The 14,930-nt window shown below is 71.7% G+C and carries 15 protein-coding genes; 10 read left to right on the top strand and 5 right to left on the bottom strand.

Translation table 11 applies throughout. The annotated features are described in order from the left end of the window. The first annotated feature begins 92 nt into the window (after positions 1-92). The 3 genes from QRY02_RS27460 to QRY02_RS27450 all read left to right on the top strand — a co-directional run bounded on the left by QRY02_RS27460 (position 93) and on the right by QRY02_RS27450 (position 2,231). Positions 93-1,208 carry a PucR family transcriptional regulator gene (locus tag QRY02_RS27460; protein WP_285985725.1) on the top strand — a complete coding sequence of 372 codons (1,116 nt, stop codon included), beginning with the start codon at positions 93-95 and terminating at the stop codon, positions 1,206-1,208. A 92-nt stretch (positions 1,209-1,300) separates the two neighbouring features. Next, positions 1,301-1,792, top strand: a complete 492-nt coding sequence (locus QRY02_RS27455; RefSeq protein WP_285985724.1) for a hypothetical protein — start codon at positions 1,301-1,303, stop codon at positions 1,790-1,792. Positions 1,793-1,799: 7 nt separating this feature from the next. After that, on the top strand, positions 1,800-2,231 hold the full coding sequence (locus tag QRY02_RS27450; protein ID WP_285985723.1) for a hypothetical protein: 432 nt from the start codon (positions 1,800-1,802) through the stop codon (positions 2,229-2,231). On the opposite strand, the gene QRY02_RS27445 is transcribed toward QRY02_RS27450, so the two are convergent. After that, positions 2,213-3,853 carry a DUF885 domain-containing protein gene (locus QRY02_RS27445; protein ID WP_285985722.1) on the bottom strand — a complete coding sequence of 547 codons (1,641 nt, stop codon included), beginning with the start codon at positions 3,851-3,853 and terminating at the stop codon, positions 2,213-2,215. The genes QRY02_RS27450 and QRY02_RS27445 overlap by 19 nt on opposite strands. A 167-nt stretch (positions 3,854-4,020) precedes the next feature. Further along, complete coding sequence (locus QRY02_RS27440; protein ID WP_285985721.1) at positions 4,021-6,612, bottom strand: glycoside hydrolase family 3 protein; 2,592 nt, start codon at positions 6,610-6,612, stop codon at positions 4,021-4,023. Positions 6,613-6,862: 250 nt separating this feature from the next. Here QRY02_RS27440 and QRY02_RS27435 point away from each other — a divergent pair, with 250 nt between their 5' ends. Next, the gene (locus tag QRY02_RS27435) at positions 6,863-7,273 is read left to right on the top strand and encodes a GNAT family N-acetyltransferase (RefSeq protein WP_285985720.1); all 411 of its coding nucleotides are present in this window, start codon (positions 6,863-6,865) and stop codon (positions 7,271-7,273) included. 9 nt (positions 7,274-7,282) lie between these two features. Here QRY02_RS27435 and QRY02_RS27430 read toward each other — a convergent pair whose 3' ends face one another. Continuing rightward, the gene (locus tag QRY02_RS27430; RefSeq protein ID WP_026468482.1) at positions 7,283-7,759 is read right to left on the bottom strand and encodes an Lrp/AsnC family transcriptional regulator; all 477 of its coding nucleotides are present in this window, start codon (positions 7,757-7,759) and stop codon (positions 7,283-7,285) included. A gap of 134 nt (positions 7,760-7,893) precedes the next feature. Here QRY02_RS27430 and pdhA point away from each other — a divergent pair, with 134 nt between their 5' ends. From pdhA to QRY02_RS27405, 5 genes are read left to right on the top strand one after another with little or no spacing between them, the layout of a single operon-like run. Next, positions 7,894-8,970 (top strand): pyruvate dehydrogenase (acetyl-transferring) E1 component subunit alpha, encoded by a 1,077-nt coding sequence (gene pdhA / locus QRY02_RS27425; RefSeq protein WP_285985719.1) that lies wholly within the window; start codon positions 7,894-7,896, stop codon positions 8,968-8,970. Further along, on the top strand, positions 8,970-9,965 hold the full coding sequence (locus tag QRY02_RS27420; RefSeq protein WP_103338373.1) for an alpha-ketoacid dehydrogenase subunit beta: 996 nt from the start codon (positions 8,970-8,972) through the stop codon (positions 9,963-9,965). The genes pdhA and QRY02_RS27420 overlap by 1 nt, the downstream gene beginning before the upstream one ends. Then, the gene (locus QRY02_RS27415) at positions 9,958-11,142 is read left to right on the top strand and encodes a dihydrolipoamide acetyltransferase family protein (RefSeq protein ID WP_285985718.1); all 1,185 of its coding nucleotides are present in this window, start codon (positions 9,958-9,960) and stop codon (positions 11,140-11,142) included. Before QRY02_RS27420 ends, QRY02_RS27415 begins: the two co-directional genes overlap by 8 nt. A 55-nt stretch (positions 11,143-11,197) precedes the next feature. Further along, positions 11,198-11,746, top strand: coding sequence for a hypothetical protein (locus QRY02_RS27410; protein ID WP_285985717.1), 549 nt, complete (start codon positions 11,198-11,200; stop codon positions 11,744-11,746). Then, positions 11,743-12,717, top strand: coding sequence for a coiled-coil domain-containing protein (locus QRY02_RS27405; protein ID WP_285985716.1), 975 nt, complete (start codon positions 11,743-11,745; stop codon positions 12,715-12,717). The genes QRY02_RS27410 and QRY02_RS27405 overlap by 4 nt, the downstream gene beginning before the upstream one ends. Here the strand turns inward: QRY02_RS27405 and QRY02_RS27400 are convergent. After that, a complete protein-coding gene (locus tag QRY02_RS27400; RefSeq protein WP_285985715.1) occupies positions 12,714-13,337 on the bottom strand; it encodes a TetR/AcrR family transcriptional regulator in 624 nt (207 codons plus the stop codon). The two genes, QRY02_RS27405 and QRY02_RS27400, sit on opposite strands and share 4 nt — an antisense overlap. 84 nt (positions 13,338-13,421) lie before the next feature. Here QRY02_RS27400 and QRY02_RS27395 point away from each other — a divergent pair, with 84 nt between their 5' ends. Then, on the top strand, positions 13,422-14,348 hold the full coding sequence (locus QRY02_RS27395; RefSeq protein ID WP_285985714.1) for an alpha/beta fold hydrolase: 927 nt from the start codon (positions 13,422-13,424) through the stop codon (positions 14,346-14,348). Between the two features lie 30 nt (positions 14,349-14,378). Here the strand turns inward: QRY02_RS27395 and QRY02_RS27390 are convergent, their stop codons facing one another. Next, the gene (locus QRY02_RS27390; RefSeq protein ID WP_285985713.1) at positions 14,379-14,900 is read right to left on the bottom strand and encodes a putative immunity protein; all 522 of its coding nucleotides are present in this window, start codon (positions 14,898-14,900) and stop codon (positions 14,379-14,381) included. Between the last annotated feature and the right edge of the window lie 30 nt (positions 14,901-14,930).

The following is a 14,930-nucleotide window of genomic DNA, read 5'->3' as shown; positions in this document are numbered from 1 at the left end:
TCTGCACAGCATGCGCTTCGCGATCAAGGCTGTCTGCTGGCAAAACGCGCAGAAACTTGCCCTGGCCGTTTGTGCACGGTGACAATACGGCGGTGGATGCCGTCGACGCCCTGTTCCCGCGGGCCGGGGAGATCGCCGCCGCGATGATGGCCCGGTGCGCCGCCGAGATCCCGGCGTACCGGCTGCTGCCGGCGAGCGTGCTGGAGGGCGACCTGGTCGCCAACGCGACGGCGGTGTTCGAGCTGTTCCTGACCACGGTCGCCGAGGACCGGCGGCCGACCGAGGACGAGCTCGCGCTGCCGATCGCGTGGGGCGCCGAGCGGGCCCGTGACGGCCTGCCGCTGGAGGCCGTGCTGAAGATCTACCCCCTGGCCGCCGGCGTCGCGTGGGAGCTGGTGGCCGGTGACCGTGCCCTGCTCGGCGCGCGGATGCTGGACTTCCTCGGCGAGGTGATGCCGCGCGTCGCCGAGGCGTATCTCCGGGAGCGCGACGACCTCGACTGGGAGCGCCGGGAGGACCGGCAGAACCTCGCCGCCAGCCTGCTGGCCGGCCGCCCGGTGCGGCGGCGGGAGCTGGCCGAGAGCTACGACGTCGTCGTGTTCCACCTGCCGTCGCCCACCTCGTCGGCCTCCCGGGCGGCGACGGACCTCTTCCGCGCCGTCCGGTCCGATTTGGACAGTCAACCGGGCGTGCTGGTGACGTTCCAGGGTGACGGCGGCGTGCTGCTGGTGCCGGCGGGGTCCGCGGTGGACGCCGTGGCGGCGCGGGTCGACCGGGTCTGCGGACGGCCGTGCGCCGCGGCCGCGTCCCGGGCTCCCACGCTGGCCGACATCCCGGCCGCGCACTCCGAAGCGGTGGAAATCCTGGCGCTGGCCGAGGGTTTGCACCGCCCGCCGCGGCTCTACCGGCTCGCCGATCTGGCGATCGAGTACCAGCTGGCCCAGCCGGGCCCCGCGCGGGAAGCGCTCGCCGGAGTGCTGTCGCCGCTGGCGGAGCACCCGCACCTGATCGACGCCCTGCGCGCGTTCGTGACGTCGGGCTACAACCGCGGCGAAGCGGCGACGGCGTTGAACATCCACCGCAACACGCTCACCTACCGGCTGGGCCGCGTCCAGCTGATCACCGGCTACGACGCGACCCGCCCGGCGGACGCCCGCCACCTGGCCGCCGCGATGACGGCCTACGACATCAGCCGCCGGCACGGGTGAATTCCACGGGGTAACGCTTGCGTCGCGGTTCCGGGAATGCGTTGCAGAACCCGCCGGGCGGGCGACCCAGGGAGCGGACCCGGAAGAAGGTGATGGCCGTGACCGCGACCAGAATCGCCGTGGCCGCCCTGATCCTGGCGGGTGCGGCCGCGTGCGGAACGCCGGTGGTGGGCGTGCCGGTGGCCGTTCCGGTGACCCCGCAGGCGCCGGTGACGAGCACGGCGACGGTCGCGGTTCCCGCGCCGCAGACGGTTTACGTCCAGCCACCCGTTTCCGCGGCGCCCGCGGAAACCGCGGAGGCGCGCACGGTCGTCGCCTACTACGACGCGCTCAACCGCCACGAATTCGCCACCGCGTGGGCACTCGGCGGCAGCCGCCTGGCCGGCGACGGCGGATACACCCGGTACGTCAACGGGTTCGCGACGACGTCGTGGGACGCGCTGACCGTCACCGATGTCCGCGGCAGCACGGTCTCGGTGGTGCTGGCGGCGGTCCAGACCGACGGCAGCACCCGCACCTTCTCCGGTACCTACACCGTTTCCGGCGGCGTCATCACCGGCAGTCACATGACCCGGACGAAATGAGCCACCCATGCGTGCACTTCGGACAGCCGTCGCCCTTTCAGCCGCGCTCGCCCTCGGCGGGTGCGGGTTGCCGCGGGCGGTTTCCGGCAGCCCGGCCCAGGCTCCCGCGTCCACCGCGACCGTCACCGCACCGGTCATCCCCACCGTCACCGCGCCGGTGCCGCAAACCGTCTTCGTACCACCGCCGCAGACCGTGTACGTCGCCCCGAAGGGGGTGGCCGCCACGAGCCAGTGGTACGCGCAGCCGAGCTGGATCGACGCCCAGCCGTGGATCACCATCACGCCCGCGGCCGGCCAGACGCCGTGCCAGTGGCTGAACGCCCGCGGCTACCCCTACGCGCAGGCGTACGCGGCCTGGGCGCAGAACGGCTTTCCCGCGAGCTGGTCCGCCACCGGCGACGGCTACCCGTGCCAGAAGTCCTACGGCCCGCAGCACTGATCGACCCACGCGCGGACGACCTCGTCCAGTACCTTCAGCGGCAGCTGGCCGCCGCCGAGGACCACGCCGTGGAAGTCCTTCAGGGAGAACGCTTCCCCGAGCCGCTCCTCGGCGAAGCGGCGCAGGCGCAGGATTTCCAGCCGCCCGGTCAGGTAGGCCAGCGCCTGGCCGGGGGACTCGATGTACCGGTCCGTCTCGGACTGCACCTCGACCTCGCTCAGCACGGTGTGCGTGCGAAGGAACTCCACGCACTGTTCGCGCGTCCAGCCCAGCGCGTGCAGGCCGGTGTCGACCACCAGCCGCGCGGCGCGGACCGAATCCTCGGCCACCATGCCGAGCCGCATCAGGTCGTCGGAGAAGAGGCACATCTCGTCGGCGAGCCGTTCGGTGTAGAGCGCCCAGCCCTCGCCGTAGGCGGTGATCATCGCGATCCGCCGCAGCTGCGGCAGGCCGGTCAGCTCCTGCGCCAGCGACTCCGCGAAGTGGTGGCCGGGGACGGCTTCGTGGAAGGCCACGGTCTCGGCGATGAACCGGTCGCGCGTGCGCACCTCGTGGGTGTTGGTGAAGTAGACGCCCGGGCGTGAACCGTCGAGCGCGGGCGGCATGTAGTACGCCGCCGCGGCGACGGGTGCTTCGGCTTCCGGCACCGCCCGGACGACGCACTCGGCGTCCGGCACCCGCGGGAACCAGTCCGGTGCGGCGGCGGTCGCCCTGGCGACGGCGGCGCGCGCGGTCTCCAGCATCTCCTCGGCGTCGCGCCAGCGGAGGCTTTCGTCGCTTCGCAGCCGGCGGCGCACGTCGGCCGGGCGGGTCAGCCCGAACACGCGCCCGCCGAGCTCGGCGTACTCGGCCTCGAGCCCGGCGAGGACGTCGAGGCCCAGCCGGTGCAGCTCTTCGGGGTTGTGGCCGGTGGTCGTGTGCATCCGCACCAGGGCCGCGTAGTGCGCTTCGCCGTCTTCGAGCCAGCAGAGCCCCGGCCGGTCGTCGGGCCGGCCCCGCCCGGCGACTTCGCTCGCGAGGAACTCGCGGTAGCGCGTCAGCGCCGGCCGGACGACCTCGGTCACCAGCCGGTCGCGACGTTCGCCGCGATCCCCGGTCAGCGGCTGGGGAAAGGGCTTCTCCTGCGCCAGAAAGCGGTCGAGGAACGCGATCGCGTGGTGCGTCATGCGCTCCACCGGCGTCCGCCCGGCGCGGAGGCCGGCACCGTGGCGCAGCGCCAGGGCCTCATAGAACGCGGGCATCGCGGCGAGCCGCGTCAGGAAGTCTTCCTCGGCCTGCTCGCCGGACGGCGTGAGCTGCGGCAGGAAGGAGAGGTGGTTCATCCCGATGGCGTACAGCGGGTCGGCGAGGGTGAACTCGACGTCGTTCGCGTCGAGCCGCGCGAGCACGGCCTCCGCTTGCTGCGTGACCACGCCGAGCGTCACACCGTCGGGATCCGCCGAGGCCCGCGCCCGCGCCAGCACGCCGGCGGCCCGCGTCCGCAGCCGGGCATGGCCGGCTTCGCTCGGATCGGGCAGCTCGGCGTCGTGGCCCGGAACACCCGCGAACGTCGCTTCGAGCGGCGTCCAGGTGCCGAGCACGTCCAGGAGTTCGTCGGCGAGCGCGGCCGCTTCGGAGGTCATTCGTCCATCGTGGCGGAAAAGAGACCGGGCGGGGAGGGCGCCGAGGGCGGATTACCGGCCGGTCCGTGGCCTGAGGATGGATCAGGTCGACGAGATCATGCGTGCCTGGGGAAGGTTCGGATGAAAACGAACCGGGCCGGGAGCGGAAGCTCCCGGCCCGGTCGCCGTCAGGTCAAGCTCGAACAGGATCTCGCGTCCGGATCCTGAGCCCCCTTCGGGACCCACCGCACGTTCGCGAACGACGCCTGGAACGCGCCGTCGGTGTAGACCAGGAACGGGGTGTTGATGTGCTCGAAGTCGAGCGCGTTGTTGAAACAGGACACCGGGATCTTCACCGTCGTCTTCGGGCCGCCCGCCAGGTCGGTGAACAGCTTCGTCGCGTTCACCTCGGAGAAGCACGGGTACACGCAGTGCATGCTGATCACCGTCCGGTTGGCCGGTGCCTGCTGCACGGTCGTGTCGAACTCCAGCGCCGCGTCGGCGTTGAGGTAGCCGCGCAGGTCGTTCGTGCCCGCCGTGTTCTGCATGTACAGCTGGGCCGCGCCGGCGCCGGTCCAGGTCGCCTTCAGGCCGTCGCCCTGGACGTTGACGTCGGTCGGGACAACGTTGATCTCGGTGTGGGCCGCCGTGCCGTCCGGGCCGATCACCGTGCCGCCCCAGTTCTCCGCCGAGCCGATCTGGCTGGTGTACGGCGGGACGTCGGTGCGGTCGAAGATCGACAGGTCCTGGGTTGCGGTCCCGCCGCCGCCGCCGGTCGAGGTGCAGGACGCCGGCCCGGAGGTCTCGTCCAGCTGCCCGACCGTCACGCGCTGCCCGGTCTTGAGGCCGTAGCCGAGCTTGAACAGCGGGTCGTAGCCCGGCGACCACGGGTTGAGCGGCGACTGGCACGCGCTCTTCGGCCACGAGTACGACAGCGTGCCCCGGTAGCCGGTGCCGTCCTTGCCCTTGACCAGCATGTCGGCGACGCCGCCGCCCTCGGTGCCGGGCAGCCACGCCGCCACGAACGCGTCGGAGCGGTTGATCTCCTTGTTCATGTACAGCGGGCGGCCGCCGACGTACACGGTGACGACCGGGGTGCCCTTGCCGCTGACCTTGTCCAGCACAGCCAGGTCCTCGGGGTAGAGCTTCGAGGCCTCGAGCGACTTGCGGGTCAGGTCGCCGACACCCTCGGCGTACGGCGTCTCGCCGATGACGGCGATGACCGCGTCGAAGCCCTTCGGGTCGACGTTCCCGGTGGCGTCGAAGGTGACGTTGGCGTCGCCCAGGTTCTGCTTGATGCCGGTCAGGATCGACGTGGCGTTGGGGAAGTCGGCGTTCGTGTTGCCGGTGCCCTGCCAGCTGAGCGTCCAGCCGCCGGTCTGGTTCTGGATGTTGTCGGCGCTCTTGCCGACGACCAGGACCTTCGACGCCGGCTTGAGCGGCAGCACGTTGCCGTTGTTCTTCAGCAGCGTCTGCGACTCGCGGACGGCGTCGCGGGCCAGCCAGTTGTCCTTCAGCGCCTCGTCGGAGTTGGCGTAGGAGCGGTCCGACGGCTTCTGCGACTCGAACAGGCCGTCACGCAGCTTGACGCGCAGGATGCGGGTGACGGCGTCGTCGATGCGCGCCATCGGGATCTGGCCGCTCTGCACCTGGGCGACGGTGTTGGTGATGAACGCCTTCCAGTCGTTCGGCACCATCACGATGTCGATGCCGGCGTTGATCGCCTGCGGGCACGAGGAGTTCGTGCAGCCGGTGACCTGGCCGATGCCGTTCCAGTCGGAGACGACGAGGCCGTCGAAGCCGATCTTGCCCTTGAGGATCTGGTTCAGCGCCTTGTCGCTGCCGTGCAGCTTGCCCTCGTTGATGCCGAGGTCGGCGTTGGTCCAGCTGTTGAACGACACCATCACGGTCTGCGAGCCGGCGGCGAGCGCGCCGTAGTAGCCCTGGCCGTGGATGTTGATCATGTCCGCTTCGGACGAGGGGTTGACGCCCTGGTCCTGGCCGTTGATCGTGCCGCCGTCACCGATGAAGTGCTTGGCGGTGGCGATCACGCCGTTGTAGCCGATGCGCTTGGTGGCGCCGTCCTGGAGGCCGTTGATGGCTTCGAAGCCGTACGCGCGGGTGATGCGCGGGTCCTCGGAGAAGCCTTCGTAGGTGCGGCCCCAGCGGTCGTCCTGGACGACGGCGAGGGTCGGCGAGAAGGCCCAGTCCTGGCCGGTGGCGCGGATCTGCCGGGCGGTGGCGCCGGCGACGTCGCGGACCAGGCACGGGTCGTGCGCGGCACCGAGGCCGATGTTGTGCGGGAAGACGGTGGCGCCGTAGACGTTGTTGTTGCCGTGCACGGCGTCGATGCCCCAGATGACGGGGATCTTCGTGCGGCTGGTCTTGGAGGCGTTCCAGTAGGAGTCGGCGAGGTTCAGCCAGTCCTGCTGGGTGGCGTACTTCTTCCCGCCCGGCCACGAGCCGCCGCCGTTGAGGACCGAGCCGATGGCGTACTGGCGGACCTCGTCGGGGGTGATGGCGGCGATCTCGGGCTGCGTCATCTGCCCGACTTTTTCCTCGAGCGTCATGCCGCTGAGGATTTCGGCGATCCGCTGCTCGTCGCCGGCCTTGCCCTTGAGCCGGCTGTCGACCTTCGGCCAGTCCGCGAGGGTCGGCAGGGTCTTTTCGATCTTGGCGCAGCCGTCCTTGTCCTTGGCGGGCTGGCCGATGACGGGCTGTGGCACTTCGGCTTGAGCCGGCGTCGCCTGGGCGATCCCGCCCAGCAGGCTCAGGCTCATCAGCGTGACGAGCGAACTTCGGCGCGCACGAGACCACGCGCGGGATCTTCTGGCCATGGGGCTGGTCCATTCTGCGATGAACGGCGGACCGGCCGATCCTCACCGGGTGACGGGGAGGCAGTCAAGGGTTTCGATTGTTTGGACGGCCTGTTAATTCTCGACATAAACTAAGAGTCGCTCGGTGGTGGGGCCACGCCTAACGCGTAATGCTGTTGCGGTCAAGGGCACTGGCGGGCAAAGGTTCTGCCCCATGGACGTCCGCCGTGTGGTCTCGCTCGATCCGCTCCTGGCGGCCGGGCACCTGTTCGACGATCCCCCGCGGCCGGACGCCGCCGAGCGCTTCCTCGCCGCCGAAGGCCACCACCTGCTGGTCGCGTACGTGGACGAGGTGCCGGCGGGCATGGTGACCGGCGTGGAGATGACCCACCCGGACAAGGGCACCGAGATGTTCCTGTACGAACTGGGTGTCGAGGCCGCCTTCCGCGGGCAGGGCCTCGGCCGGTCGCTGGTGACGGCGCTGGGGGAACTGGCTCGCGAGCGCGGGTGCTACGGCATGTGGGTCGTCACGGAAGGGGACAACGCCCCGGCGAAGGCGACCTACCGCGCGGCCGGCGGAGTCGCCGAGGAGGGGCAGGCGGTGCTGGTCTGGACGTTCGGCTGAGCGCGCCGCTCAGCTCAGCACCGAGCCCGGCAGTTCCTCGAAGATCAGCCACGTCCGCGTCGACCGCACGCCCTCCAGTGCCTGCAGGCGCTCCAGCACCACGTCCCGCAGCGTCGAGTTGTCCGGCGTCCGGACCAGCAGCAGGATGTCGAAGTCGCCGCCCACCAGGGCCACGTGGTCCACGTACGGGATCTCGTGCAGGTCCGTGGCCATCGTGCGCCAGGACGTCTGCTCCACCGTCACCATGATGTAGGCCGACGTGCCCAGGCCCGCCCGGCGCGGGTCGATCCGCGCGCCGAAGCCCGTGATCACCCCCTCCGCCATCAACCGCTCCAGCCGCGCGTACGCGTTCGTCCGCGAAATGTGCAGGCGCTCCGCCAGCGCGCGCACCGCCAAGCGGCCGTCCGCGGACAGCTCCGCCAGCATCGCCCGGTCGACGTCGTCCAGTGCCGGGACCGTTCGTCCCGGCAGACCCCCGTGAGCCAGGACACCAGTGGACGTTTGGGTGCCATGAGGACCTTCTAAAGGCAGTTTGTCGCTCATTTCCGCCAACCCTTGAACACACCACCGCCGAGAACGACCATTTCAGCATCATATGTCTGGGAGAGGTGGTGCGCGTCATGGCTGTGGAGACCCTGCTGCCGTCCGCTGCCCCCGTGCGGTTCGTCGCCGAAGACGGGAGCCGGGCCGACGAGCACGGCACGTACGGCGAACCCGCGGGAGAACGGCTCAAGGAGGCCTACCGGCTGATGGTCCTGGGCCGCCGGTTCGACGTCCAGGCGACCGCGCTCACCAAGCAGGGCCGTCTCGCCGTCTACCCGTCCAGTGCCGGCCAGGAGGCCTGCCAGGTCGCCGCGGCACTCGCCCTCGAAACCCGGGACTGGCTCTTCCCGACCTACCGCGACTCCGTCGCCCTCGTCGCCCGCGGCCTGAAGCCCGGCGAAGTCCTGACGCTCCTTCGCGGCGACGCGCACTGCGGCTACAACCCGGTCGAGACGCGCGTTGCACCTCAGTGCACTCCGCTGGCGACGCAGACTCTGCACGCCGCCGGGCTGGCGCACGCGATGCAGCGACGCGGCGAAGAGGCTGTCGCGCTCGCGCTCATCGGGGACGGCGCCACCAGCGAAGGCGACTTCCACGAAGCGCTCAACTTCGCGGCCGTCTTCAAGGCGCCCGTCGTGTTCTTCGTGCAGAACAACCGCTTCGCCATCTCGGTGCCCTTCGAAAAGCAGAGCGCCGCGGCCGCGCTGGCGTACAAGGGCATCGGCTACGGCATGCGCTCGGAGCAGGTCGACGGCAACGACGCCGTCGCCGTCCTGGCCGTCCTCGACGACGCGGTGAAGCACGCGCGCGAAGGTAAGGGGCCGGTCCTCGTCGAGGCCCACACCTACCGCATCGACGCCCACACCAACGCCGACGACGCCACCCGCTACCGCGACGCCGGAGAAGTCGCGAAGTGGCGCGAAGCGGACCCGCTCAAGCGGCTCGAAACGTTCCTCAAGAGCCGGAACCTGCTCCACGACACCGAAATCGAGCGGTTCGCGGCGGACGCCGAGGTGTTCGCCCAGTCCGTCCGCGACACCATGAACGCCGAACCCGAACTCGACCCGCTGTCGCTGTTCGACCACGTCTACGCCGAACCCACCCCCCAGCTGCGGCGGCAGCGGGCGGCACTCGAAGCCGAACTGGAGGCCTGATGACGACCACCATGGCGCAGGCCCTCAACGCGGCCCTGCGGGACGCCCTCAAGGACGACGACCGCGTGCTCGTGTTCGGCGAGGACGTCGGCACGCTCGGCGGCGTCTTCCGCGTCACCGACGGCATCACCGCCGACTTCGGCGAGGACCGCTGCTTCGACACCCCGCTCGCCGAGTCCGGCATCGTCGGGTTCGCCGTCGGGATGGCGATGGGCGGGTTCCGGCCGGTCGTCGAGATGCAGTTCGACGCCTTCGCCTACCCCGCGTTCGAGCAGATCACCTCGCACGTGGCGAAGCTGCGCAACCGCACCCGCGGCGCGCTCTCGCTGCCGATGGTCATCCGCGTGCCCTACGCCGGCGGTATCGGCGGCGTCGAGCACCACTGCGACTCCAGCGAGGCCTACTACACGCACACGCCGGGCCTGCGCGTCGTCACGCCGGGCACCGCGCAGGACGCCTACGACCTGCTCCGCGACGCCATCGAGTCGCCGGACCCGGTGGTCTTCCTCGAACCGAAGTGCCGCTACTGGTCGAGCGAAGAGGTCACCTTCACCCGCTCGGGCCCGGCCATGGACCGGGCCGTGGTCCGCCGCCACGGCAAGGACGTCACGCTCATCGCGTACGGCCCGATGGTCGCCACCGCGCTGGAAACCGCCGACGCGGCGAAGGCCGAGGGCTGGGACGTCGAGGTCGTCGACCTGCGCTCGCTGTCGCCGTTCGACGACGAGACCGTCACCGCTTCGGTCCGCCGCACCGGACGGGCGGTGGTGGTCCACGAGGCCGCGGGCTTCGGCGGCTACGGCGCCGAGGTCGTCGCGCGCGTCACCGAGCAGTGCTTCCACCAGCTGCACGCGCCCGTTCTGCGGGTCACCGGGCTCGACATCCCCTACCCGGCACCGAAGCTCGAGCGCCACCAGCTGCCCGACGTCGACCGGATCCTCGACACGATCGCGCGCCTGCAGTGGGACGACACGCCGGTGGTGGCCGGTGCCTGACTTCCTGCTGCCGGACCTCGGTGAAGGCCTGACCGAGGCGGCGATCGTGGACTGGCGGGTCAAGGTCGGCGACACCGTCGACGTCGACCAGGTCGTCGTCGAGGTGGAGACGGCGAAGGCGGCGGTCGAGGTGCCAGTGCCCTTCGCCGGCGTGGTGTCCGCGCTGCACGGCGAGCCGGGGCAGCTGCTGCCGGTCGGCGCGCCGCTGCTGAGCGTCGGCGGGTTCGCCGAGCCCGGCGTCACCGTGTCTGCTCCGTCTTCCGGGAGCGGCAACGTCCTCATCGGCTACGGCACCGCGCCCACCACTCGGCGCAAGCGTGTCCGCCGCGTCGAAGCGCCCGCCCCCCAGGCCAAGGCGCCCGGCGTGATCTCGCCGTTCGTCCGGAAGCTGGCCGCCGACAACGGGATCGACCTCGCGAAGGTCACCGCCACCGGCGCGGACGGCATCATCCGCCGCGCGGACGTCGAAGCGGCGCTGAAGAAGCCGGCCGCGACGGGCAAGCGCATCCCGCTGACCGGGGTGCGCAAGGCCGTCGCCGACAAGCTCACGACGTCCCGGCGGGAGATTCCCGAGGCGACGGTGTGGGTGGACGTCGACGCGAGCGAGCTGGTCGCCGCCCGCGCGGCGTTGAACGCCAAGACCGACCGGCCGGTGAGCCTGCTCGGGCTGATCGCGCGGTTCGCCGTCGCGGGGCTGCGCCGGTACCCCGAGCTGAACTCGCGCGTCGAAGGCGACGAGATCGTGCTGCTGGACAAGATCCACCTCGGGTTCGCCGCGCAGACCGAGCGCGGTCTGGTCGTGCCGGTGGTGCGGGACGCGGGGGAGCTGTCCACCCGGGACCTGTCGGCGGCGATCGGCGAGCGCGCCCGCACGGCCCGGGACGGCAAGCTCGCGCCCGCGGACCTCACCGGCGGCACTTTCACGGTGAACAACTACGGCGTCTTCGGCGTCGACGGCTCGGCCGCGATCATCAACCACCCCGAGGCCGCCATCCTCGGCATCGGCCGGATCATCGACCGGCCGTGGGTGGTCGACGGCGCGCTGGCGGTGCGGAAGATCTGCGAGCTGACGCTGGCCTTCGACCACCGCGTCTGCGACGGCGGCACGGCGGGCGGGTTCCTGCGGTTCGTCGCCGACTGCGTGGAGTCGCCGGTCACCGCACTGGGAGACCTCTGACGACTCACCGGCCGCGTTGGCCGGTGGTGACGGTGGCGGCACCTAAAGTGGTTGCGTGACGACACCGGCCCAGCACGACCGCGATCTGGCGGAGGGACGCGTCGCCCGGCTCAAGCAGGACCTGCGGGACGGGCTCGCGACCCCGCCGGCGGACGTCGAGGAGATGGACGGGCTCGTGGCGACGGCCCACCGGCTGCTCGACGCCGAGCTGGCGTTCGACGAGGCCGAGCGGCGCCTCGCCGACGCCGAGCTCGAGTCCCGGCACGCGGCGACGCAGCGTGCCGTCGTCTGGTTCGCGGCCGCGCCCGTGCTGGTGCCGCTGGCCGCCGCGGCGCTGGTGCTGTTCGAGGTGGTTTCGCCGGCGTGGCTGCTGGTTTTGGTGCCGCTGTTCGGCGCGGGGCTGTGGATCGGCTTCGCGCCGGTCCGCCGGGCCGGCGCCGTGATCCGCGAGCGGACGCGGGCGGCGTGGGCGGGCACTGTCACGGCGTTGGCGCTGGCCGGCGCCTTGCTCCCGTGGGCGGCGGCCGTCGTCCTCACGATCCTGGCGGCGCTGGGCGCCGCGGGCACGGTCGCGCTGCTGTGGCGGGAAAGCCGGATCCCGTGAGCCACGGCTACGCGACCTACGGCGACGATCCCGAGTTCTCGGACGAGTACCTCGAGACCGCCGATCCGGCGCGCCGCGACCTGGACGAGCTGTTCGCGGCGGTCGACGGGCTGCGCGCGGCCGACGACCGCTTGGGTCAGGACGTCGCCGAACTGACCGAGCGGCTCGAAAGCGGCGGCGCGCACCGGCAGCAGGACCGGCTCGACCTGCTCGCCCGGCAGCTGGAACGGCTGCAGCAGCAGGTCCGCGTCCTGGAGCGCGCGGTGCGCGTGGCCGACGGGGTGCCGCAGGCCGACCTGGACGACGTCGGCGCGGAGACGCGGGCGCTCGCGGCCGAGGCGGCGCGGTGGGACGACCTGCACAAGGAGCTCGTCACCAAGGAGCAGCGCGCCCGGTACGCGGAGGAAATCGCGCACCTGGACGCGGTGCGCGGGGCCCTTTCCCGGTGCGACGCCGACCTCCTGGACGTGATCGGGGTCTTGGCGTCGACGGACCGGGCGTCCCGGGCGCGCGGCGACGCGGAGTCAAGGCTGCGCGCGCTGGCGACGCGGCGCCGGACGGTGCTGGACGAGGAGCTCCCGGCCGCTTCGGCCGCGGCGGAGAAGGCACGGCTGGCGTTGCGCGAGGCGGACGCGGTCGAGGCGCGGGTGCTGCCCCAGCTGGAGCGGGCCGAACGGGCGTGGCACGACCTGCAGGTGCGGCTGCGCACCCGGATCACCGACGCACTGGGCTCGAACGTCCTGCTGCCGACCTGGTTCGGGAACGCGCTGGGTGTCGCACCGCCGTCCGGCACATCGGGTGACGCGTGGATCCGGACGGCCGCGTCGGTCCTGGCGTACCGGGTGACGTTCGGGGTCACGGAGCCGGCGCTGCCGCTGGGCCCGCCGGCCCCGGAGGACGCGGACACGACGGAACGCCGCTGGACCTGGCGGGCGAGGCTGGAGTCCGATTTGGACGATCTCGCCCTCTAGCTGCGCTGCCCGGGAAGGCCGGCCGTCCGAGACGATGATCCGCCGCTCGGTTTTCCGGGCACACGGGCGGCCGCCGCGGCGACGGTTTCCAGGTCTTCGTTCGAGAAGCCGGCGCGGCTCAGCACCGCCAGGGATTTGTTCGTTGCCAGCGTGCACAACGCCAGCTCTGCCGCCTGCTGCCCATCGGCCCCCGCCGCCAGCAACGCCTGCTCCAGCATCGCCCGCACACCGTCGATCATGGCGCGGACCATCGCCTGGCCGTCCGCGTCGAGGGCCGGGAACTGCGTGGCCGACACCGTGAGCAGGCAGCCGTCCGGGACCGCCGGGTCGGCGATGCGGTTCAGGGTGACCCGCAGGTAGGCGGCCACCACGGCGCTCGGGCTCGGGTGCGGGCCGGACAACGCGTGCTCGTACAGCGGGTGGTAGGTCTGCACGTACCGCTCGAGGCTTTTGCGGAAGAGGGCGCTCTTGTCGCCGAAGGTGCCGTAGAGCGAGCTCCGGCCCAGGCCCGTGCCCTCCGTCAGGCGGTCGATCGAGGCCTCCGAATAGCCCCAGCGCCAGAAGACGTGCATCGCGCCTCGCAACGCCTCGTCCACGTCGAATTGCTTGCGGCCCGCCATGGTTCAGCAGCCTACACATCTTGCACCGATCGTTCCATCATGCGTAAGGTCCCCGGCATGAGAAGTTGCACCGATCGTTCCAAGATGAGGACGGCGAGCTTGAGTTCGCTGCGGTTGCCCGACGGGTTCACCGACGTCTTCACCAGCCGGTTCGTGGAAGTGAACGGGCTGCGGCTGCACGCGGTCACCGGCGGGGCCGGCCCGCCGCTGCTGCTGGTCGGCGGGTGGCCCCAGACCTGGTACGCCTGGCGGGAGGTGATGCCCGCGCTCGCCCGCGAGCACACCGTCGTCGCCGTCGACTCGCGCGGGGCCGGGCTCTCCGACAAGCCCGACGACGGTTACGACGCCGGCACGCTGGCCGCCGATCTGGTCGCGCTGATGGCCGCGCTCGGGCACGACCGGTTCGACGTGGCCGGCCACGACATCGGCAGGTGGACCGGGTACGCCCTCGCTGCCGACCACCCCGAGCGGGTGGGGCGGCTCGCCGTCGTCGACGCCATCATCCCGGGTATCACGCCGACCCCGCCGGTCTTCAGCCCGGCCGCGGTCAACCAGCGGCTCTGGCACTTCGGCTTCAACCGGCTCACCGACCTCAACGAGGAGCTGGTCCGTGGGCGGGAGCGGCTGTTCTTCGGCTACCAGTTCGCCACCAAGGGCGCCACTCCGGACGCGATCCCCGCGTACGCCGTCGACGTCTACGTCGATGCGATCGTCGCGGATCCTCGCGGGCTGCGGGCGAGCTTCGCGTACTACCGGGCGCTGGACGAGACGATCGCGCAGAACGAGCGGCGGGGGAAGACCCGGCTGACGCTGCCGGTGCTCGCCGTCGGCGGCGCGCGGTACAGCGGCGCGCTGGTCGCCGAGACGATGCGGCCGGTGGCCGGCGATGTCACCGGGGTGGTCCTCGACGATTGCGGTCATTACGTGGCCGAAGAGCAGCCGGCGCGGTTCACCGAGATCCTGCAGGACTTCTTCGGGGGCGAACCGGGAACAGGCGTGCCGCACGGCTGACCCGTTCGGGGCGGAGTACCGCGACGGGCATCACGGGCGATGCCCGTCGCGCGGTGCTCGGAGGGCGGACTCCAGCCGGCGGTGCAGCTCGCCCAGTCGGGTTTTGCCCGGGTTGCCGGGCGGGAACTTCTCCAGCGTTTCGCGCACCTCCGGCGGGGCCTGCGCGAGGGCCCACTCGATCTCCGCCTCCGCGGAACCACCCGCCAGTTCGCACGCCAGTGCCGCCTGCTGGGCCGGGCCCACGATGTGCTTCACCTGGTGAGGTGACGCCAGGGGATGCAAGTACGCGGCCCCGGCCGCGCCGACCGCCGCGCGCGCGGCGGCGGAGGCGACCGGGTCGGCCGTCGCGCCGGCCGCGGCCAGCGCCGCCCAGGCCGCCGTGCGCAGGGCCTTGGTGCGCGGGCCGCCCGCGGCGAACTGCTCGGCCGCGGAGATCGCCTCGCGGGGGCGGGGGTCGGCGGGAACCCGGGATTCGTACAGCGGCAGGGTCCGGGCCGCGCAGGCTGCGGCCCAGCTCGTCAACGCCCGGAGTTCGGCGAGGGTCAGCTCCATGTGGGTGAAGCGTATCCTTGAAAGACCGGT

Origin of the sequence: Amycolatopsis sp. DG1A-15b (genome assembly GCF_030285645.1) — a bacterium.
Classification (GTDB): domain Bacteria; phylum Actinomycetota; class Actinomycetes; order Mycobacteriales; family Pseudonocardiaceae; genus Amycolatopsis.
The sequence above is the reverse complement of the archived record's forward strand: the minus strand, read 5'-3'. Positions and strand labels throughout refer to the sequence as shown.